The 20,813-nt window shown below is 30.2% G+C and carries 16 protein-coding genes; 13 read left to right on the top strand and 3 right to left on the bottom strand.

Features of this window, described 5'->3' with window-relative positions:
- The first annotated feature begins 48 nt into the window (after positions 1-48).
- From ABDZ69_RS09320 to ABDZ69_RS09305, 4 genes are read left to right on the top strand one after another with little or no spacing between them, the layout of a single operon-like run.
- Positions 49-1,545, top strand: coding sequence for a spore germination protein (locus tag ABDZ69_RS09320; protein WP_343769027.1), 1,497 nt, complete (start codon positions 49-51; stop codon positions 1,543-1,545).
- Positions 1,535-2,650: a GerAB/ArcD/ProY family transporter gene (locus ABDZ69_RS09315; RefSeq protein ID WP_343769025.1), complete on the top strand. Its 1,116-nt coding sequence runs from the start codon at positions 1,535-1,537 to the stop codon at positions 2,648-2,650. Before ABDZ69_RS09320 ends, ABDZ69_RS09315 begins: the two co-directional genes overlap by 11 nt.
- Positions 2,616-3,728 carry a Ger(x)C family spore germination protein gene (locus ABDZ69_RS09310; RefSeq protein ID WP_343769023.1) on the top strand — a complete coding sequence of 371 codons (1,113 nt, stop codon included), beginning with the start codon at positions 2,616-2,618 and terminating at the stop codon, positions 3,726-3,728. Before ABDZ69_RS09315 ends, ABDZ69_RS09310 begins: the two co-directional genes overlap by 35 nt.
- Entirely contained in the window at positions 3,729-4,811 is a 1,083-nt protein-coding gene (locus ABDZ69_RS09305; RefSeq protein ID WP_343769021.1) for a GerAB/ArcD/ProY family transporter, read from the top strand.
- Positions 4,812-4,840: 29 nt separating this feature from the next.
- On the opposite strand, the gene ABDZ69_RS09300 is transcribed toward ABDZ69_RS09305, so the two are convergent.
- The gene (locus ABDZ69_RS09300; protein ID WP_343769019.1) at positions 4,841-5,659 is read right to left on the bottom strand and encodes a TIM barrel protein; all 819 of its coding nucleotides are present in this window, start codon (positions 5,657-5,659) and stop codon (positions 4,841-4,843) included.
- Positions 5,660-5,751: 92 nt separating this feature from the next.
- Positions 5,752-6,567, bottom strand: coding sequence for a dimethylarginine dimethylaminohydrolase family protein (locus ABDZ69_RS09295; RefSeq protein ID WP_343769017.1), 816 nt, complete (start codon positions 6,565-6,567; stop codon positions 5,752-5,754).
- 346 nt (positions 6,568-6,913) lie between these two features.
- On the opposite strand from ABDZ69_RS09295, the gene recJ reads away from it, so the two are divergent.
- Together recJ and ABDZ69_RS09285 are read left to right on the top strand one after the other, a co-directional pair.
- Positions 6,914-8,686, top strand: a complete 1,773-nt coding sequence (recJ, locus tag ABDZ69_RS09290) for a single-stranded-DNA-specific exonuclease RecJ (protein ID WP_343769015.1) — start codon at positions 6,914-6,916, stop codon at positions 8,684-8,686.
- Positions 8,687-8,793: 107 nt separating this feature from the next.
- The gene (locus tag ABDZ69_RS09285) at positions 8,794-10,749 is read left to right on the top strand and encodes a sensor histidine kinase (RefSeq protein WP_343769014.1); all 1,956 of its coding nucleotides are present in this window, start codon (positions 8,794-8,796) and stop codon (positions 10,747-10,749) included.
- A gap of 60 nt (positions 10,750-10,809) precedes the next feature.
- On the opposite strand, the gene ABDZ69_RS09280 is transcribed toward ABDZ69_RS09285, so the two are convergent.
- Positions 10,810-11,016 carry an alpha/beta-type small acid-soluble spore protein gene (locus ABDZ69_RS09280; protein WP_343769013.1) on the bottom strand — a complete coding sequence of 69 codons (207 nt, stop codon included), beginning with the start codon at positions 11,014-11,016 and terminating at the stop codon, positions 10,810-10,812.
- A 204-nt stretch (positions 11,017-11,220) separates the two neighbouring features.
- On the opposite strand from ABDZ69_RS09280, the gene ABDZ69_RS09275 reads away from it, so the two are divergent.
- The 7 genes from ABDZ69_RS09275 (at position 11,221) to ABDZ69_RS09245 (ending at position 20,807) form a co-directional block, all read left to right on the top strand.
- Positions 11,221-12,291 (top strand): undecaprenyldiphospho-muramoylpentapeptide beta-N-acetylglucosaminyltransferase, encoded by a 1,071-nt coding sequence (locus ABDZ69_RS09275; RefSeq protein WP_343769012.1) that lies wholly within the window; start codon positions 11,221-11,223, stop codon positions 12,289-12,291.
- A 111-nt stretch (positions 12,292-12,402) separates the two neighbouring features.
- Entirely contained in the window at positions 12,403-12,828 is a 426-nt protein-coding gene (locus tag ABDZ69_RS09270; protein ID WP_343769011.1) for a flavodoxin, read from the top strand.
- 385 nt (positions 12,829-13,213) lie between these two features.
- Complete coding sequence (nifJ, locus tag ABDZ69_RS09265) at positions 13,214-16,735, top strand: pyruvate:ferredoxin (flavodoxin) oxidoreductase (RefSeq protein WP_343769010.1); 3,522 nt, start codon at positions 13,214-13,216, stop codon at positions 16,733-16,735.
- A gap of 136 nt (positions 16,736-16,871) precedes the next feature.
- On the top strand, positions 16,872-17,216 hold the full coding sequence (locus ABDZ69_RS09260) for a DUF1292 domain-containing protein (RefSeq protein WP_343769008.1): 345 nt from the start codon (positions 16,872-16,874) through the stop codon (positions 17,214-17,216).
- A 142-nt stretch (positions 17,217-17,358) separates the two neighbouring features.
- Complete coding sequence (locus ABDZ69_RS09255) at positions 17,359-18,012, top strand: HAD-IB family hydrolase (protein WP_343769006.1); 654 nt, start codon at positions 17,359-17,361, stop codon at positions 18,010-18,012.
- A gap of 12 nt (positions 18,013-18,024) precedes the next feature.
- Positions 18,025-18,843: an aminotransferase class IV gene (locus tag ABDZ69_RS09250; protein ID WP_343769005.1), complete on the top strand. Its 819-nt coding sequence runs from the start codon at positions 18,025-18,027 to the stop codon at positions 18,841-18,843.
- Between the two features lie 50 nt (positions 18,844-18,893).
- Positions 18,894-20,807: a flagellar assembly protein A gene (locus tag ABDZ69_RS09245; protein WP_343769004.1), complete on the top strand. Its 1,914-nt coding sequence runs from the start codon at positions 18,894-18,896 to the stop codon at positions 20,805-20,807.
- Positions 20,808-20,813 lie beyond the last annotated feature (6 nt).

Here is a 20,813-nt window from a genome sequence, read left to right as displayed (position 1 = left end):
AGATAACTATTGTATATATTTTACTTACCATGGAAGGATGAGATATCTATGGAAAAAAGCGTAAACAATCTTCAAATAAAAATTGATTCTATTAAAAATTTAGTTGGAGAAAAAAATGAGTTAATAGTAAGAGAGTTTGTAATAGGAAAGAATTACAATTTAAATGCAGCGGTATTATATATAAATGGATTGACTAATAGACAGACTATAGACAGAGAAATACTTAGACCATTGATGTTTGAAGTTGAAGAGAACTTAAGCATTATACATGATTTAGAGGATAGCATTTGTAGGAAATATATATCTGTTAGTAATACTTTTGTAGAAGAAGATATGAACAAAGCTGTTTTTAATATTAGAAGAGGTAAAGCTATAGTGATATTACAAGGTACTAGCAAATTTATAGTAGTTGATGCTAGTGGAGGTGAATACAGGGGTATACAAGATCCAATAAATGAAACTTCTGTAAGAGCATCTAGAGAGGGTTTTGTAGAAAAATTAGAAACAAATATAAGTTTAATTAGAAGAAGAATTAAAGATAATAATCTAGTAGAGGAAAGATTAGTAATTGGCAGAAGAACTGGAACGGATGTAGCTTTATTATATATTAACAACATTGCAGACATAAATATAGTAAATGACATAAAAGAAAGGCTAAATGCTATAGATGTAGATGGCTTTTCAGGTAGTGGTACTTTAGAGCAATTGATAGAAAATAGCCCTTATAGTATATTCCCTCAAAGCTTTCCTACAGAAAGACCGGATGTAGTAGTAGCAAATTTATTAGAAGGTAAAATTGCAGTAATTGTAGATGGAACTTCCTATGCAGTAACCTTTCCTACGGTATTTTTTGAATTTTTTCAAGCTGTAGAAGACTATAACGAAAGAACATACATAGGTTCCTTTTCAAGATTATTAAGGTATTTAGCAGTTTTTATTGTTATAACATTACCTGCAATATATATAACCTTAATAAAGTTTAATACAGAGCTGATTCCTTTAAAATTTTTAGAGTCTATTATTGAATCTAGAAAAGGCATAGCATTAACCCCTTTTATGTCTATATTATCTATGAATATAATTGTAGAATTTTTAAGAGAGGGTGGATTGAGGCTGCCCTTTAAAATAGGGCAAACCCTAAGCGTAGTTGGAGGTATCATCATAGGAGACGCTGCTATAAGAGCGAAAATAGTAAGTTCTACTACTTTGCTTGTAATAGGTATAGCTACTGTGGCAACCTTTCTAATACCTAATTATGAAATGTCCCTTTCCATAAGGCTAATAGGCTATCCTATGTTGTTTTTGGGGAATTTCTTGGGCATGTTTGGAATTGCAGCAGGTTGGTTTTTTATTATAGCTCATTTATGCACATTGGAAAGTTATGGAGTGCCATATTTTAAGATATATAAAAGTGATTTAAAGGATATCCTCATAAGAGCACCTATATGGAAAATGGATAAAAGACCTGAAATCATGCCAAATATAAATTCTACTAGGCAGAGTAATTTTAGAAACCTTTTTAGGAGGAAAAAGGATGGGAACTAAAGAGGATAATGTTTTAACGGAGAGTCAGTTGGTATGTATACTTATAGGAAGTATGATAGGAATTGGAGTATTAAGTTTACCTAAAGACGTAATAAAAATATCCAAACAAGATGGGTGGATATCTGTTCTTTTAGGTTCCGTGTATCCTTTATACGTAATTTTTATAGCTAACTATATTAGAAAAAAACATCCTAAAGAGGATTTGTTAGATTTAAATAAAAAGATTTATGGTAGGTTCTTTGGGATTATATTTAATATGATATTTTTAATATTTTTTTTATTTATTGGTACAGAAGTAGCAGCTGGAGTAAATAATGTGTTGAAGATTTATATGGTACATTTTTTAAATAAATGGAATATCTTAACTCTACTATTTTTAATAACAGCTTATGCTGCCTATGGGGGAGCAAAGACCATTGGTAGAATGAATGAAGTGCTATTTTATAGCACTTTTGCGATTTTTTTAATACCATTGTTTGCTGTAAGCAAAGGAGATATTTTGAATTTAAAGCCGGTATTAGGGAGTGGGGTATTAACTATAATAAAGGGAGTAAAGGAAACGGCTACTATTTACTCTGGAGTAGAAATATTATTCATAATATATCCTTTCCTACATACAAATGTAAATATTGGTAAATGTGGATTAAGGAGCATAATATTTATTACAATTATTTACACCTTATTTACTATAGTCACTATACTATATTTGGGTATAGATACCACTTTAAAATTTTTATGGCCATTGATTACGGTGACAGAAAGTATAATGATACCAGTAATTAATTCCTTTAGATATGTATTTTTAGCCCTTTGGACTATGACTATGTTTAAGGTCATTTCTATAGATTATTATATTTTTTCCTATGGATTAAATAAGTTGTTTAAAAAAATTAGTAGAAAAAACTGGATTTTAATACTTTATCCTATAATGATTATATTGTCTAGTTTATATGGGAATCCAACCATTAGAAGGGATTTTATAGGGAAGGTGTTTCCCGTTTACGTAACATATAATGTTGTGTTTATTACCATTACTGCTATATTAGTAGCGTTAGGGAAAGGTGATAATTATGCAAAAAAAGATGAAAACAATAATAACAATTAGTGCTATTTTAATTATAATAATTAACTTTATTGGGGAAAGGGGAGAACTTGTGGAAGAATTAAACATACCTAGTGCTATAGGCTATGATTTAAGAAAGGAGTTTGGGGATACAGTAATATACAATGTTTCTGTTAGAACATATTTTGCAGAAAGTAAATTACAAAATGATAGTCAGGTATTAGAGGGGGAAGGCTTAAGCATTATTGAAACTAGAGATGATAGACAATTGAAAGCTAATAAAAAATTTATACTTGGGCTAGAAAAAGTAATAGTTGTTAGTGAAGAATATGCTATGTATGGAATGAAAAATGTAATAGATAGTTTATTAAACAACCCTCAGGTAAATGATAATGGTAAAGTGGTTGTTTGTAGTGGAATGGCAAAGGATATATTAGAGTATGAAACAAAAAGATATGGCGGTACTGATGAGGTAATAGGAGACATGATAGATCATGCTGGAGATTATAATTTTTTTCCAGAGGACTATACTCTTATAGACTATATTATAGTGTCTTCTTCGGAAGGGAGAAATCCGATTTTACCCTATGTGGAAATAACAAATAAAGGTATTGAAGTAACAGGGTTGGCGATTTTTGACAAAGATAAAATGGTAGGGAAAATGAATATGGAGGATGGAAGAATATTAAATCTCTTAAGGGAAAATGGAGGGAAAGGAACTTTAGTTATGCAAAAAAATTCTAAGGAATATATAAATTATTATCCTAAAGCTAAAAGAAGGGTTAAATGCACTAAGGAAGAGGATAGGTATAAATTTATTATAGAATTAGATCTTCAAGGAGCTATTGTATCAAATGAATTGTATAAAGATTTTGATAGTGATCCAAAGGTATTAAAAGAATTTGAAGAGGAAATGGAAAAACAGGTGGAGAAAAAGTGTATGAACTTTATAAATAAAGCTAAGGATAACTACCCAGTGGATGTTTTAGACCTTGGAAAAGTAGCAGCTGCAAAGTATGGAAGAGGTAAGGATATTGATTGGAATAGGGAAGTTTTAAATTCTATAATAGAGGTAAAGGTGAAAGTTAAAGTTGATAGCCAAGGAAGAGGAGACTATTAAATGAAGGAAGATAATGTACTAACGGATACTCAGTTTACCCTTATGCTTATTGGCGCTATGATAGGTATAGGCATTTTAACGCTGCCTAATGATGTTATAAAAATTGCAAAACAGGATGGATGGATATCTGTAATATTAGGAGCAATCTATCCTGTGTACATTGTTTTTTTAGCAAGCTATATAAGCAGCAAACATCCTAAAGAAGACATATTAATCTTAAGCAAAAAGTTTTTTGGTAAAGCTTTAGGAAAGATCTTTAACTTAATATTTCTTCTATATTTCTTTTTTCTAGCCACACAGGTGGCTTCAGGTATAAGCGGTGTATTGAACATATATATGGTTCACTTTTTGAATAAGTGGAATATTTTAATAGGTACATATATTGTAATTACCTACGCTGTATATCATGGAAGTAAAGCTGTAGGGAGATTAAATGAATTTATTTTCTTTGCTACATTTATTAAGTTTCTTATTCCTTTGATTGCTATAAAGGATAGCAGTATTTTAAATATAAGACCTGTTTTAGGAAGTGGTGTAATAAATATAATAAAAGGGATAGAGCAAACTACCTTTGCCTTTGCGGGCATAGAAATAATATTTATTATATATCCTTTCATACAAAATAATAAAAATTTAAAGAAATGCGGATGGAAAAGCATTGTTTTTATAACAACCATATATACTGTATTTACTATTTTAGATATAGTTTTTTTAGGAATAGATGCTAGTGTTAAATTTTTATGGCCTGTAGTTACAGTGACAGAGAGTATAATGATACCAGTTATAAATTCTTTTAGGTATATATTTATGTCATTATGGTCCTTAACTATGTTTAAGACCATATGTAACAATTATTTTGTTTTCACTTATGGTTTAAATGAAGTTGTTCAAAAAGTAAAAAGAAAAAACATTGTGTTACTACTTTTCCCTATTGCCATTATAGTATCGTCCCTTTATGGTAATGTAGCTGATTCAAGAAAATTTACAGGCAAAATAATGCCTATATACGTAATTTTTAATATAGTTTTTACTTCTTTAATCGCTATATTTGTTTACATAAAAAATCGGAGAGCAATCAGTTGATTATTATCAATTGCTTGCTCTCCTTTTAATTATAAGGATATATAAGTGTCCTTTAGTAATAAAGCATCTCTTTCAAGTATAGGACTTTCACAAACAATACATCCCTTTATGTCAAAGGTTTTAAAAGCTTTCATAGCAGCAGTAAAATTAAAATCACTTTCTAAAAAGGGAAGATGATTTTTTTCGCCCTTTGCTCCATAATTTATTCCGGATATATGTATATGCATATCTTCTAAGGCTTCATAACCTAATTCATCTTTAATATATTGAAGTATTTTAGCAAAATCATCGTAGCTTTTTAAGGCACCATTATATCTAGCATGAAGATGAGAAAAATCTATGCAGGGTTTACATGTTTTAACCTCTTTACAAAGAGAAACAATTTCTTCCAAGGAGCCAAACTGAGTGGCTTTTCCGGTGGTTTCTAATCTATAATCTACATCTAAGTAAGGAAGTTTTAATAAGTTTTCTTTTATCTTATTAAATGTATCTTCCTTTGAACTTTCTAAGTAAAAGCCAGGATGAAAAACAAGACTCCTTCCATGTACCTTTTTTAAGCCATGTACACCTTGCAGTATTCTTTCCAAAGATTTTTCTTGTTTTTCTTCCTCTACTGCATTTAAATTGATGAAGTAAGAGCCATGAGCAGAAAGATAAAATTCATTATCTATCTTACTCTTAAGTACCTCATGCTGATTTTTATTTGTTATATTTACTGATCTAACAAAGGGGAGTTCCATGGCATCTAAACCTAATTTTTTTAAATATTCTATACCGCTTTTATATGTAAATTTTTGAGTTCCATCACCAATGGGAAGACCTGATATTCCAAAAAGTAATTTATCCAATAATAAAACCGCCTTTACCATATATTCTTCTATTAATTTTAACTTCTAAGGGAATATCAGTCAAATTTAAAATTCTAGTTATCTAAAAAACTTTAATTATGCTCTCTTAAAATAGGCAAGGTGCTACAGGTAAAGCTACCACCAGCTTTTATTACTTCGCTATAATCTGAGTAAATAGCATTTACCCCTTCCTCGAAAAGTAGTTTTGCTGTAGTTTTATTGCTTGTAACTATTGTATTATTTCCAAGACACACAAAATTTGATGCTAAAACATCAGCATCTTCATCCTTAAGAGAAATAACTTTTTTAAAATGGGATTTTATTATGTCAGTGTCATAAACATAACTTGAGAGAATGCATCTATCTTTATCTATAGAATTAAAAACACAATCAAGGTGAAGCTTTTTATTGTCAAAGTTTATAGGAATAACTTTGACAGGAATATTATTACTATTTAAAACCTCCTGCACTTCACTGCAAGCCTCTAACGTACTTCTTCTACTCATACCTACAAACATAACTTCATCATGTAAAACCACATCACCTCCTTCTATATGGTTTTGCATATGGTAAGTTCTGATGTTATATTTTTCAGCAAACTTTATTAAGGCCGCAGGTTCATGTATTCTCTCAGGACTTTTCATTTTTGAGATGAACAAAATATCACCTACCACAAAGCCTATATCCCTACTAAATACTTGAGAGGGGCTATTTATTAGGTCTAAAAATTGAACCTTTACTCCATTATTTATAAGAGTATTTACAAAATTATTATATTGAGAAAACATTAAAGGATAGTCAATTTTACCCTTGTAAGGATTTCCGGGGTCTGTTATTTCAAAATTACATGGATAAACCATTAAATAGTGAATTAATTTGTCATATTGATTTTTTAAAAAAGCTTTCATCTTATCTCCTCCTAATTGTTATCTATATTTTTTATATAATCAGTAAAATTTATTCATAAAAGTATTGCTTAATATTCCATACTCACCAGAACTTTAATAATGTTTCTTTGATTACAAATAATAAAAATTACTCAAAAATATTCTTGATTGGAGGAACAGGTGCTATAGATATTTCAATAGAATATCTATTAAAGGGAGCGGAAAACACAACAAAGGGAGAAAAGGGCTATATAAATACTGAAATTAAAAATGTAGATAAGGGTATTAAGAAATTTCGGAGGAATTTTTTCTTTAACTATTAACTATTAACTAAATATCTAGTAAACTAAATAAGAGGTGATTAAATTTGAAGGGAAGATGGATGCTAAAATGCAACAATGTTAACATAGATGAATTAAATAAAGTCACAGGAATAGATAAGGTAGTTTTAACAATTCTTGCAAATAGAGGAATTAAAACTCCTTATGATATAGATAGATTTATTAAGTCCTCATTAAACGATATGTATGATCCTTTCTTAATGAAGGATATGGATAAAGGAATAGAAATAATAAGGAAAGCTATAGAAAAGGGTAAAACCATAGCTATATATGGAGATTATGACGCTGATGGAGTAACCTCTACAGTAATTCTGCATAAAGCCATAACTATATGTGGAGGAAAGGTTATGTATCATATTCCTCATAGAGAAAATGAGGGGTATGGCATGAATGGAGAAAGAATAATAAAATTAAAAGAAGAGGGAGCAGAAGTAATAATAAGTTGTGACAATGGTATTTCTGCTATTGAACAAGTAAAGCTAGCGGTAGAATTGGGAATGGAGGTTGTTATAACAGATCATCATGAACTACCTTTTATAGAAGATGAGAATAATGAGCGAAAATACATAATACCAGAAGCTCACGCTGTTATAAATCCTAAAAGGGAAGACTGTAAATACCCATTTAAACTATTATGTGGAGCTGGAATTGCATTAAAATTTGCCCAGGGACTATTTTCTATAATGAATATAAGGGAGGATGAGCTTTATCATCTACTACAATTTGCTGCAATTGGTACTGTATGCGATGTGGTAGATTTAATAGATGAAAATAGAATTATTGTAAAAAATGGTCTTCCTTTAATAAAAGATACCAACAATAAGGGGTTAAAATCTTTAATTAAGGTTACTGGATTAGAAGGTAAGGAGTTGACTTCCTATCATATTGGATTTATACTAGGCCCTTGTATAAATGCAACGGGTAGACTGGAAACTGCAGAGTTATCTGTAGAACTTTTGCTCACGAAAGAAGATGAAAAAGCGGAGGAGCTTGGAAAAAAACTTCATCTTTTGAATGTGGAAAGACAAGATATTACAACGGAAAGTGTAGATAGTGTTGGTGAGATTATAGAGTTTGGAGAATATAGGGATAATAAAATTCTAGTAGTGTATGAGGAGAGGGTTCATGAAAGCATTGCGGGGATAGTGGCAGGCAGAATTAAAGAAAAATACAACAAACCAACTATAATTTTGACTAAAGGAAAAGAGGGCGTAAAAGGATCTGGTAGATCTATCGAAGGATATAACATGTTTGAAGAACTGTTAAAATGTAAGGAGTTACTAGATAGATTTGGAGGACATCCTATGGCGGCAGGGCTATCCATTCAAAAGGATAAAATAGACCAATTAAGAAAGAAATTAAACAATAATTGTAGTCTCTTAGATGAGGATTTCATACCTAAGATATCTATCGATAGAAGACTATCTTTAAGGGAGGTTTCGGTTAAATTAATAGATAAATTAGGGGTGCTAGAACCCTTTGGAAAGGGTAATAGCTCCCCTGTTTTTGCAGAGAAAAATATAAATATAGAGAAAATTGCTATCATAGGTAAGGATAAAAATACAATTAAATTTACATTCAGAATAGAAGGTAGCTTTGATAAAATTGATGGATTAGCTTTTGGAAAGGGCATAGAATTTGAAGAGGAACTAAGAGATAGGTATGGCGATGAATATATTAATTTTATAAATAGACCTTTAGGTTTGAAAATGGATTTTGTGTTTTTCCCTTTTATAAATGAATATAACGGATACATCACACCACAGGTTCGTATACTTGATTATAGATTTAGTTCATAAAAATCTTAAATATCTGAATTTTGGTCAAATTGTTCTTTGAGTTATTATAAAAGTGATATATAATAACTATAATATATTTATGGTAATAGGTATGGGGGATAGGGAGAATGTATACATGTTTTGACAATGTACCCTTTGGTGCAATGATATTAGAAGGTGATAGCTTATTGATTAAATATATCAATGGCAAGATGAAGGAAATGCTAAATTATCACAGTGAATATTCATTGCCTAAAGATTTAATAAATAAAATAAATACTCTTAGGAAAAATAAGAAAGAGGAGTATTTAAGGGGATATAAATTACCTTTAGAAAAGATAGTAGACTTAAACCTTTCTTTTAATGAAGGAATTGTTCAAGTTTTTGCAAATCAAGTTCATACAGAAGAGTGCTTAGCCTTAAAAGAAGAAATCGATAGGTATGTTGCTCTTTCAATGGAGTTTAAAGCTAAAAGTGATGTAGTTGAAATTCTAAGACGAAGAGAAAAGCAACATTTGATGCATTTAAAGGATGTAATTAACAATATATCGGAGGGTATTCTGGTTTTAGATAAAGAATTTAGAATTAACTTGTGTAATAAATCAGCTTGTAATATTTTAAATTTGAAACAGATTGAGTTGTTAGATTATAATAATATTTTGAAAAAATATAGCATATGTACTGAAGAAAATAATTCTAATATTTCTAATTATGTTACTCATTTTTTTGAGGATAAATCTCCTGTTAAAAATTTGGTGTTGAAGCTTAAAGATAACTTTACAAATAAAGTTAAATATATAGAATTTAATAGTAATCCTATATTAAAAAGTAATGGGGAGCTACTGTACACTGTTATTTCTATAAAAGATATTACGGATAGTAAAATAAATAAATTAATTGCTGAAAATCAAGCGAAATTCATTGAAAGGACATTAAGTAATTTAAGTATACCTGTTATAGTTTTAGATTATCCTGATTTGAAAGTAAGTTTTGCAAATAATTTAGGAATAGAATTTGCAAAGAATATTTTATATATTGAAGGTGATAGTGAGGAAATAATAGGTAAAAAAATATATGAAACCTTTGATGAGTTTATTAAAAATACCTTGGTTGAAGCTATACATAAAGCTGGAAAAAACAATCAAGAAGTGATAATATCTCCATATTATATAGAGAAGATTTCGGGGAAAGAAAAATATTATAAATTTAAAATAACTCCTTTTAAATATAAAGACAATTATAAAAGAATATATATACATATTTTGGATATTACTGAAGAGATTAATTCAAATAAAGAATTAGAGAAAGTAAATAAATTAAAGGATGAGTTTTTTACTGTAGTTTCACATGAATTAAGAACGCCTTTAACTATAATTTACTCGGCACTGCAATTAGCTTATGATATTTATAAAGAAGAACTTACTTTAAATTTAGATGTAACATTGCAAAGAATAAACCAAAATTGCAGCAGACTACTGAAACTTACAAATAATGTAATGGATATTTCGGCTTTCGATGCGGGGTTAATGAAAATAAATAATCAGCAATTTGATATAGTTATGGAGAGTGAATTAATTGTTAACTCTGTATATTACTATGCAAGAAAAAAAGGAATAAATATAATTTTTGACACTAATGAAGAAGAGTATGATGTGGTAATTGATAAGGAAAAGTATATAAAAATACTGCTAAATTTACTTTCAAATGCCATAAAATATACTAGGGAAAATAAAAATATCTATGTTGATTTAATTTTAAGAAAGGATATATTTGAAGTTCATGTAAGGGATGAAGGATTAGGAATAGCGAAAGAAGATATAGATAATATTTTTAATAGGTACTTGCAATTAAACAATGGACTAACTAGAGGGGCAGAGGGCTTAGGACTAGGTCTAACTGTAGTTAAAAAATTTGTGGAGTGTATGGAAGGAGATATTAAAGTTAAAAGTAAGAAAGGTGAAGGCTCGGAATTTATTTTAGAATTTGGAAGATATTCTAAAATAAACACTAATGAACCACAATTAGTTACAATTAATGAAAGTTTTGATGATTTAATAACTATAGAAATGTCAGATATATATTAGTAAACTAAAAAATTTTAGGCATATAGATTTTACACTATATGCCTAAAACTATTACTCAAACTACTTTGATAGGTTATTTTTCTGGTAGGATTCTACCATTCTTTTAACCATCTGTCCACCAACGGAACCATTTTCTCTAGAAGTAAGGTTTCCATTATAGCCTTCAGTTAAGTTTACCCCAACTTCTCTAGCTGCTTCCATCTTAAATCTGTTAAGACCTTCTCTAGCTTCTGGTACTAATATTCTATTACTACTTCTGTTTGCCATTGTTAAAACCTCCTTTTTAATTTGGTACTATTATATTAACCTTTTTTACCTAATTTATATTAGGATATTGAAGGGCACTCTGCCATATTGTGCACTTTATTGAATATTATATAAAAAATATTAAAACATATAACATTGGACACACCTATTTGAATAATATAAAATATATATAAATTGAGAGATAGCTAAAGGTGGTAGATTTAATTGAAGAAAAAGAAAATTATACTTACAGGTGGCGGTACAGCAGGCCATGTTACTCCTAATTTAGCATTAATACCTAAATTAAAGGATTTAGGATATGAAGTTGAATATATTGGAACAAAGGAAGGTATAGAAAAAAACTTAGTTTTAGGAGAAAATATAAGATATCATGAAATATCCAGTGGAAAACTAAGAAGATATTTTGATATAAAAAATTTTACAGATCCAATAAAAGTAATTAAGGGTATATGGCAAGCAAAAAATATAATTAAGAAGATAAAACCGAATGTAGTATTTTCTAAAGGAGGTTTTGTAGCTGTTCCGGTGGTTATTGGCGCGTATTTAAATAAGATTCCAGTTATAGCCCATGAATCAGATATAACTCCGGGTCTTGCAAATAAGCTTTCAATGCCATACTGTAGTAAAATATGTGTAACCTTTCCTGAATCATTAAAAAATTTAAAAGGAGATAAGGGAGTACTCACGGGAACACCAATTAGAGAAGAGTTATTCAAAGGTAAAAAATCCGAGGCTATAAAAATTTGTGAATTTAAAGAAGATAAACCAATTTTGTTGATAATAGGAGGAAGTCTTGGCTCTAAGGTTATTAATGATTCTATACGAGAAATATTAGATGAATTATTGTTAAGATACAATATAATACACATTTGCGGTAAGGGGAATTTAGAGAAAGCTTTAGTAAGAAAAGAAGGATATAAGCAGTTTGAATATGTAAAGGAAGAATTAGCCCATTTTATGCAAGGCGCTGATTTAGTTATATCTCGTGCAGGAGCTAATGTTATTTTTGAACTACTAGCACTGAAGAAGCCTAATATATTAATCCCCCTATCGAAAAAATCCAGTAGGGGAGACCAGATTTTAAACGCGGCGTCCTTCAAAAAAAGTGGATATAGCGTAGTAATTGAAGAGGAAAAACTTACAGGAGAGAAATTGAAAAATGAAATTAATCTTCTCTATGAAAATAAAGAAAAATATACATTGAATATGAATAAAAGTCCAATAAAAAATGGTGTGGATAATATTATAAATTTGATAGAAAATATAAGTATATAGACTAAATATTGTTATTTAATTGTTGAATAATATTATAAATTGTTATAATATATAATTAATAGTCTATATTTAAGAATATTTATTATTAATTAATAGAAAGAGGTGTTTTTCATGAAAAAAGTTTCAATTATATATTGGAGCGGTAGTGGTAATGTAGAGGTTTTAGCTGAAAATATTAAACTAGGCGCTGAAAGAGTAGGGGCAGAAGTTTCTATAAACCAAGTAAAGTATGCTAAAGTTGAAGATGTTTTAAAAGCTGATGCAGTTGCCTTTGGAAGTCCATCTATGGATAATAATCAGGTAGAACAACAGGAAATGGCACCATTTTTAAAGAATTTTAAAGAGTTAAATATGGAAAATAAGCCAACTGTATTATTTGGCTCTTATGGTTGGGATGATGGAAAGTTTATGGAGAGTTGGGAAAAGCTAATGGTAGAATACGGATTTAATATAGTTGGAAAATTAGTGGTTCAAGAAGCTCCAAAAGATGAAGAAATAGAAAATGCTAAAAACCTAGGAGAATTATTAGGAAAATAATAAGTAATAATGAGGCTATTCTATAGGGTAGCCTCATTAGATTGTTAAAATAATAATTAAGAATATTTGCAATATTGTAACAAACTAACCCAATTTTTTGAAAAACAATTTATTTATTTAAAAAGTTTAAAAAAGTGTACAACAATAAAAAAAAATGTGTTATAATAACTTTGCAAAGGTTTAAATGAAAAAATATTTTACATAATTCAACTTTTATAGTATATATATAAGTATGGTATAGTATTGAAAGATTGTTAATTTTAAAACAAACTTTTATAGAGTGGTAATGCAGAGAAATTATTATGCATTATTTTATGCTGTTTAATTGTTTATTTTTAATATTAAAATAAATATCAAAAATATATAGAAAGAAGGGAATTTTTAAATGAGAAGAATGAAGACTATGGATGGTAATACTGCTGCTGGATATATATCCTATGCTTTTACTGATGTAGCAGCTATTTACCCAATAACTCCTTCATCCCCAATGGCAGAACATGTTGATGAGTGGGCTGCGCAAGGAAAGAAAAATATTTTTGGACAACCTGTAAAATTAATGGAAATGCAATCAGAAGCAGGTGCTGCTGGTGCGGTTCATGGTTCATTACAGGCTGGAGCTTTAACTACTACATACACAGCATCACAGGGATTATTACTTATGATTCCTAATATGTACAAAATTGCTGGAGAACTTTTACCATCAGTATTCCATGTAAGTGCTAGAGCACTTGCAACTCATGCACTTAACATTTTCGGAGATCACTCCGACGTTATGTCTGCAAGACAAACTGGATTTGCTATGCTTGCTGAAAGCAGTGTTCAAGAAGTTATGGACTTAGCTGCAGTTGCTCACTTAGCAACTATAAAAACTAGCATTCCATTTATGAGCTTCTTTGATGGATTTAGAACTTCACACGAAGTACAAAAGATAGAAGTGTTAGAATATGATGAGTTAGCTAAATTAGTTGATATGGATGCTGTAAAGGCATTTAGAGCAAAAGCTTTAAATCCAAACAATCCAGTAACTAGAGGTACAGCTCAAAACCCAGATATATTCTTCCAAGGTAAAGAAGCTTCAAATAAATTTTATACACCAGTTCCAGAAACTGTTGAGTACTACATGAATGAAATCAACAAATTAACTGGAAGAGATTATAAATTATTTAACTACTATGGAGCAGAAGATGCTGATAGAGTAATAATAGCTATGGGATCAGTTTGTGACTGTATCGAAGAAACTATTGATTACTTAATGGCTCAAGGAGAAAAAGTTGGTTTAGTAAAAGTTCACTTATATAGACCATTCTCATTAGAGCACTTCTTTAAAGCTATGCCAAAAACAGTTAAGAAAATAGCTGTTCTTGACAGAACTAAAGAACCAGGTTCAATAGGAGAGCCATTATACTTAGATGTTAAATCTGCATTCTATAATTCAGATATAAGACCAGTTATCGTTGGTGGAAGATACGGATTAGGTTCAAAGGACACAGTTCCAGGACATATGATAGCAGTATTTGATAACTTAAAAGAAAAATGTCCAAAAGATGGATTTACAGTTGGTATAGTTGATGACGTAACATTTACATCATTACCATTAGGACCAGATGTAGATACAACTCCAGTTGGAACAACAGCTTGTCAGTTCTGGGGACTTGGATCAGACGGTACTGTTGGAGCAAACAAGACTGCTATAAAAATCATTGGAGACCATACAGACATGTATGCTCAAGCATACTTCCATTATGACTCAAAGAAATCTGGTGGTATAACAGTATCCCACTTAAGATTTGGTAAAAAGGCAATAAAGAGCCCATATTTAATAAATAAGGCAGATTTCGTTGCTTGTCATAATCAATCTTATGTTCACAAATACAATGTTATAAAAGGATTAAAGAAGAATGGTACATTCTTACTTAACTGTATTTGGAGTGATGAAGAATTAGATGCTCAGTTACCAGCAGAAATGAAAAACTTTATTGCTAATAACAACATCAAATTCTATACACTAAACGCAGTTAAAATCGCTCAAGAAATTGGTCTTGGCGGAAGAATTAACATGATAATGCAATCTGCATTCTTCAAGTTAGCTAACATAATCCCACTAGAAGATGCTGTTAAGTATTTAAAAGATGCTATAGTTGCTTCTTATGGAAATAAGGGTGAAAAAGTTGTTAGCATGAACCAGGCTGCAGTTGAAGTAGGAATAAGCAAATTACATGAAGTTACAATTCCAGAATCATGGAAAACAACAACTGAAGGATATGCTGAAGATAATTCAAAGAGACCAGATTTCATAAAGAATGTGGTTGATGTTATCAACAGACAAGAAGGAGATTCCTTACCAGTTTCAACATTTAATGGAATAGAAGATGGTACATTACCACACGGAACAGCAGCTTTCGAAAAGAGAGGAATAGCTGTTAACGTACCAGAGTGGCAAATAGACAAATGTATTCAATGTAACCAATGTTCATATGTTTGTCCTCACTCAGTAATTAGACCATTCTTAGCAAATGCAGAAGAAGCTGCTAATGCTCCAGAAGGATTTAACATGGTAGATGCTAAGGGCGGACCATCCTTTGCAGGATTAAAATTCAGAATAACAGTTACTCCACTTGATTGTACAGGTTGCGGAAACTGTGCTGACATTTGTCCAGCTCCAGGAAAAGCTCTTATCATGAAGCCAACTGAAACTCAGTTAGCAGAACAAAATAATTGGGAATATGCTTTAACATTAAGCAAGAAAGAAAACCCAATGAACAAAATGTCAATAAAAGGTAGCCAGTTTGAGCAACCACTTCTTGAGTTCAACGGAGCTTGTGCAGGTTGTGGAGAAGCTTCCTACGCAAGATTAATAACTCAATTATTTGGAGATAGAATGATGATAGCTAACGCTACTGGTTGTACATCAATCTGGGCAGGATCAGCTCCATCAACTCCATATACTAAGAATGAAAAAGGACAAGGACCAGCTTGGGCTAACTCCTTATTCGAAGACAACGCTGAATTCGGATTAGGTATGGCTCTTGGTGTTAACCAATTAAGAGCAAAACTTGCTGAAATGGCTAAAGAAGCTTTAGCTGCAAATGTAAGCGAAGCTTTAAAGGCTGCATTACAAAACTGGTTAGATACATTTACTGTAGGAGAAGCTTCAAGGAAAGCTACAAATGAACTACTTCCATTATTAGAAGCTGAAAAAGAAAATAATGAAGCAGTTAAATTCATGGTAGAAAACAAGAACTTCTTAGTAAAACAATCACAATGGATCTTCGGTGGAGACGGATGGGCTTATGACATCGGATACGGTGGAGTTGACCACGTTTTAGCTAGCGGAGAAGACATTAATATATTTGTATTTGATACAGAAGTTTACTCAAATACAGGAGGACAATCTTCAAAATCAACTCCAACTGCTGCTATAGCTAAATTTGCTGCATCTGGTAAGAGAACTAAGAAGAAAGACCTTGGAATGATGGCTATGAGCTATGGATACGTATATGTTGCTCAAATAGCTATGGGTGCTGATAAGAACCAGACTCTAAAAGCTATTCAAGAAGCTGAAGCATATCCAGGACCATCATTAGTTATTGGTTATGCTCCATGTATTAACCAAGGATTAAAGATTGGTATGGCAGGAAGCCAAACTGAACAGAAGAGAGCTGTTGAAGCTGGATACTGGCAGATGTATAGATTTAACCCAACTCTTAAGGAGCAAGGAAAGAATCCATTCGTTCTTGATTCAAAAGAACCAGATTGGAGCAAATTTCAAGATTTCTTAATGGGTGAAGTTAGATACTCATCCTTAAAGAAAGCATTCCCAGAAGTAGCAGATGCATTATTTGCTAAGACTGAAGAAGATGCAAAAGAAAGATATGAAAGCTACGTAAGATTAGCTCAGTATAAATAATAAACCATAAAAGGAGGCCTAAGGGTCTCCTTTTGTATGGAAATTATGAAAAATTATTAAAGTATTTATAAAAAACTCTTTTAAAAAGGATAAAATAAGGGTACAATTAGAACATAACCTAAAAGGAGGGATAAATATGGATAAAGATAAAATAAATGGCTGCGGTTGCGGTTGTGAAGAATCAACTTGTGGTTCTGAGGAATCAAATCATGATTGTGGATGTGGTTGTGAAGAACATGATCACGAAGCGCTTTTAGTTGATTTAGAAGACGAAAACGGAAACATCGTAACCTGTGAGGTTGTGGACGGATTTGAGTATAAGGATAATGAATATGTACTAGTACAAAATCCAGAAGATGGTTCAGTATATTTATTTAAAGTAGTTGGAGATGAAGAAAATAGTGAATTAGTTGTTCCAGAGGATGAAGAGTTCGATGAAGTAACTAATTACTATCAAACATTAACAAATACAGAAGAATAGTTCAGATAAAATAGAGTAAATGTTAATTTACTCTATTTTTTTTATTATAATTATAATTTTTATTCAATAATTTGTATTATATATAGTAAAAGTTTAGAAATAATATATAATAAAATATATAAGAGTATAGGAGGTCATAGATTTGACTAAGGAAAAAGTAAAATTAGCTATATTTGATATAGATTTCACTTTAACTAAAAGAGAAACTTCAATTGAATTTTATAGGTTTATGCTAAAGAAAAAGCCTGGATTAATTAAGTATTTGCCGAGAAGTTTAAAATCAGGATTCTTGTACATTTTAAAAATATATGACGCAGGAAAGGCTAAAGAAAACTTTTTGTCGTTTATTGAAGCTATAGACCATGAAGAAATGAAAGAGGCGGTAAAAGAGTTCTATAGTGAAAGGCTTAGTAAAATACTTTATAAAGATGCCATGGATATTATGAAAGATTTTAAAGATAAAGGGTATAAAATATATTTAATATCTGCTTCTGCGGAGTTTTATCTCTTCGAATTTTATAATATACCCTATGTAGACAAAATCATTGGAACCAGATTTGCATTAAAAGATGGGAAGTACTATGGAAAAATTCAAGGGGAAAATTGCAAGGGTGAAGAGAAAGTAAATAGGTTAATAGAATATTTAAAAGAAGAAGATATAGAAGTGGACTATGAAAATTCATATATGTTCTCTGACTCCTTATCAGATTTACCTTTATTTAAAATAGTAGGAAACCCAAGATTGATAAACTATAAAAAAGATCATACAGAAATTCAAATATTAAAATGGAAATAGGGAGGTGAAAATATGATGAAATTTAATAGCTTCATATTAAATGATGATATGAAGGAAATAGAACTTTTTGATGAAAGTTTATTAAAGAATGGAAAATGTCTTTATGAAGTAATAAAAGTAAAAGAAGGGGTTCCTTTATTTTTGGAAAGACATATAAAGAGACTTCATAATTCAGCTAAATTAACCAGTTTAAGCTTATGGGTTGAGGATGAATACATAGAAAAAGCATTAAATAAAATAATTTTAAAGAATGAAGTTAAGGAAGGAAGTCTAAAATTCGTATTGAATTTTGATGAAAAAGTATTTCTAGCTTTCTTTGAAGAAGTAGTTTTTCCAAGTGAAAAGGATTTTAGTGAAGGAGTTTCTATATGGACATATAAAAGAGAAAGAGATAATCCTAATGCAAAGGTATTAAATATGGATTTTAGAATGGATTTAGATAAGTTTATGAAAGAAAAGGACATATTTGAAGCTTTACTCGTGGATAGAAATGGGTACATAACAGAAGGAAGCAAATCCAATGTATTTATAGTTAAGGATAGCAAGATAATTACCACTCCTATTAAGGATGTGTTACCTGGAACTAAAAGAGGTATTGTACTAGAAATTTGTAAGGAAGCTAATATTCAATTGGAAGAAAGAAATATAAAAGAAGATGAATTAAGTGAGATTCAAGGTATATTTCTAACAAGTACTCCCTTTGATATACTTCCAGTAAAAGAAGTAAATGGATTTAAAATAGCATCTGCTGAAAACGTGTTAATAAAAAAAGTGATGCACTTGTATAGTGGAATGATAATAAATTATATAAAAAATAAAAGTATTAGTTAAGAAAATAGAGGATTAATACGATAATTTTTTTGTATTGGGGGATGGTTTATATGCAAACACTGTTCAAAGGGGTAAGTATTGAAGAATGTTTAGAAGAGGCAAGTAAATCTCTGAATTTAGAAAAAGAAGATATAAAATATGAAATTATAAAAGAGAAAAGTAGTTTTTTTAAAAAAGAGGTTGTAATTTCCGTAGTAATTACTAATGAAGAGACTCAAGGGAAGGCTAAGATTGAAAACAATAATATTATTGTAACTAATCCTATAGCAGAAGGAGAAGCTGCTTTTCTTATGGCTGAGGAAGGTTTGATTTTAAAAGTTGATGGAGAGATAGTAAAAAATAAAGTAAAAGTTTTTGAACATTCTCTTATAGAAGTTGTTTTTCCTGAGGAAAAAGCTGAAAGACATTTAAAAATCAAAGTTAGTGAAGATAAATTAGAGGCGTATATGGAAATTCAATATATTCCTGAAAGAAAATATAAACTTAAAGATTCTGAAGATGTGAATGAGCTAACAATTGAAAAAGAAATAGAAAGTGAAATTATGCCACCAATATACAATTTTAATGAAGTAAAAGAAGAATTATCTAAAATGGGAATTATTTATGGTATAATAGAAGAGAATATCAAAAATAATGTAGAAATAAATTGCAGTAATATTCTAATTGCTAATGGAGATAAGACTATTAATGGTAAAGATGATGCAATTGAATATAAGTTTCCCATGGATGAAAACTTACTAAAGCTAATCGAAGACGATAAGGGTAACGTAGATTTTAGAAATATTTGCTCAATAAAATCTGTGTTGGAAAATGACATAATAGGAATTAGAAAAGCAGGAGAGCCAGGAAGAGACGGTAAAAATATTTTTGGTAATACAATTAAACATAAGCCAGGTAAAAAGCTATATTTAAAGGTTGGACAAGGATGCCTTCTTAAAGATAATAATACTGTAATCGCAACTATTGAAGGAAAACCTAGCACAAAAAATAATGTGTTTTATGTAAATAAACTTCATGAGGTTAGAGGAGATATAGATTTAACTACAGGAAACGTTAAGTTTATAGGGGATGTAGTTATACATGGTAGTGTAAAAGAAGGTATGGAAGTAATAGCAGATAACTCTATTGCTATAGCAAAACATGTGGATAGATCCTTGATAAAAGGTAAGGGAGATATTAGTATTGGTGGAAATGCAATAGCCTCTAACATTATTGGTGGAGGAGAGGATGTTTCTAAAGTTAATTACATAGATAAACTAACAGAAATATTTAATAGCATACAAGGCATCGTTAAAAATGTAGAAGATATAAAAAAATACGATATAATGAATAATAAAAGAAAAGATGGAGAAATAGTAAAAGTTTTAATAGAAACAAAGTATAAAAATATCCCTAAACTTTGTTTTCAAATTATAAAAGATATAAAACTAAACGAGGATGTAGAAGCAGAAGAACAAATACTTCCTATAATAAAAGGAAAGTTGTTAGGACTAGGGCCGATAAATATAAGAAGTATCAAAGAACTAGAGAATTTAAACGACCTAATTACTAAAAAAATAAACAAATTAAAAGAAGAATTGTCACTTCCTGTAAACGTGCAAATAAATTATTGTCAAGATTGTGAAGTAAATAGTACTGGAAATATATATGTAAATGGTAAAGGTTCATATATTTCTTCAATAAATGCAAATGATAGTATATATTTTACAAAAGAAAATAGTGTGGTTAGGGGAGGAATGCTCAGAGCGAAAAATGAAATAAAGTGTGGGATAGTAGGTAGTGTAGGAGGAGTTACCACAAAGCTTATTGTCAATGATCAAGGGAATATATGGGCAAAGGTTGCGTATCAAAACACTATTTTTACTATTGGACAAAGAGAATTCTTGCTTGAAGTCCCTAGTAAAGATGTACATGCATACCTAGATAATAAAGGTGATTTAATAGTAGACAGATTCATATTGTAGGAGGGT

This window comes from Clostridium malenominatum (assembly GCF_039521365.1).
In the GTDB taxonomy this organism is placed as follows: domain Bacteria; phylum Bacillota; class Clostridia; order Clostridiales; family Clostridiaceae; genus Clostridium_AW; species Clostridium_AW malenominatum.
The sequence above is the reverse complement of the archived record's forward strand: the minus strand, read 5'-3'. Positions and strand labels throughout refer to the sequence as shown.

What these genes read in the sequence shown, in the direction of transcription:
- ABDZ69_RS09260 (WP_343769008.1), top strand. Translation starts at nt 16,872, where the DNA reads ATGGATAAAGATAAAATAAATGGCTGCGGTTGCGGTTGTGAAGAATCA.
- ABDZ69_RS09250 (WP_343769005.1), top strand. Translation starts at nt 18,025, where the DNA reads ATGATGAAATTTAATAGCTTCATATTAAATGATGATATGAAGGAAATA.
- ABDZ69_RS09280 (WP_343769013.1), bottom strand. Translation starts at nt 11,016, where the DNA reads ATGGCAAACAGAAGTAGTAATAGAATATTAGTACCAGAAGCTAGAGAA.
- ABDZ69_RS09245 (WP_343769004.1), top strand. Translation starts at nt 18,894, where the DNA reads ATGCAAACACTGTTCAAAGGGGTAAGTATTGAAGAATGTTTAGAAGAG.
- ABDZ69_RS09310 (WP_343769023.1), top strand. Translation starts at nt 2,616, where the DNA reads ATGCAAAAAAAGATGAAAACAATAATAACAATTAGTGCTATTTTAATT.
- nifJ (WP_343769010.1), top strand. Translation starts at nt 13,214, where the DNA reads ATGAGAAGAATGAAGACTATGGATGGTAATACTGCTGCTGGATATATA.
- ABDZ69_RS09285 (WP_343769014.1), top strand. Translation starts at nt 8,794, where the DNA reads ATGTATACATGTTTTGACAATGTACCCTTTGGTGCAATGATATTAGAA.
- ABDZ69_RS09320 (WP_343769027.1), top strand. Translation starts at nt 49, where the DNA reads ATGGAAAAAAGCGTAAACAATCTTCAAATAAAAATTGATTCTATTAAA.
- ABDZ69_RS09270 (WP_343769011.1), top strand. Translation starts at nt 12,403, where the DNA reads ATGAAAAAAGTTTCAATTATATATTGGAGCGGTAGTGGTAATGTAGAG.
- ABDZ69_RS09295 (WP_343769017.1), bottom strand. Translation starts at nt 6,567, where the DNA reads ATGAAAGCTTTTTTAAAAAATCAATATGACAAATTAATTCACTATTTA.
- ABDZ69_RS09305 (WP_343769021.1), top strand. Translation starts at nt 3,729, where the DNA reads ATGAAGGAAGATAATGTACTAACGGATACTCAGTTTACCCTTATGCTT.
- ABDZ69_RS09315 (WP_343769025.1), top strand. Translation starts at nt 1,535, where the DNA reads ATGGGAACTAAAGAGGATAATGTTTTAACGGAGAGTCAGTTGGTATGT.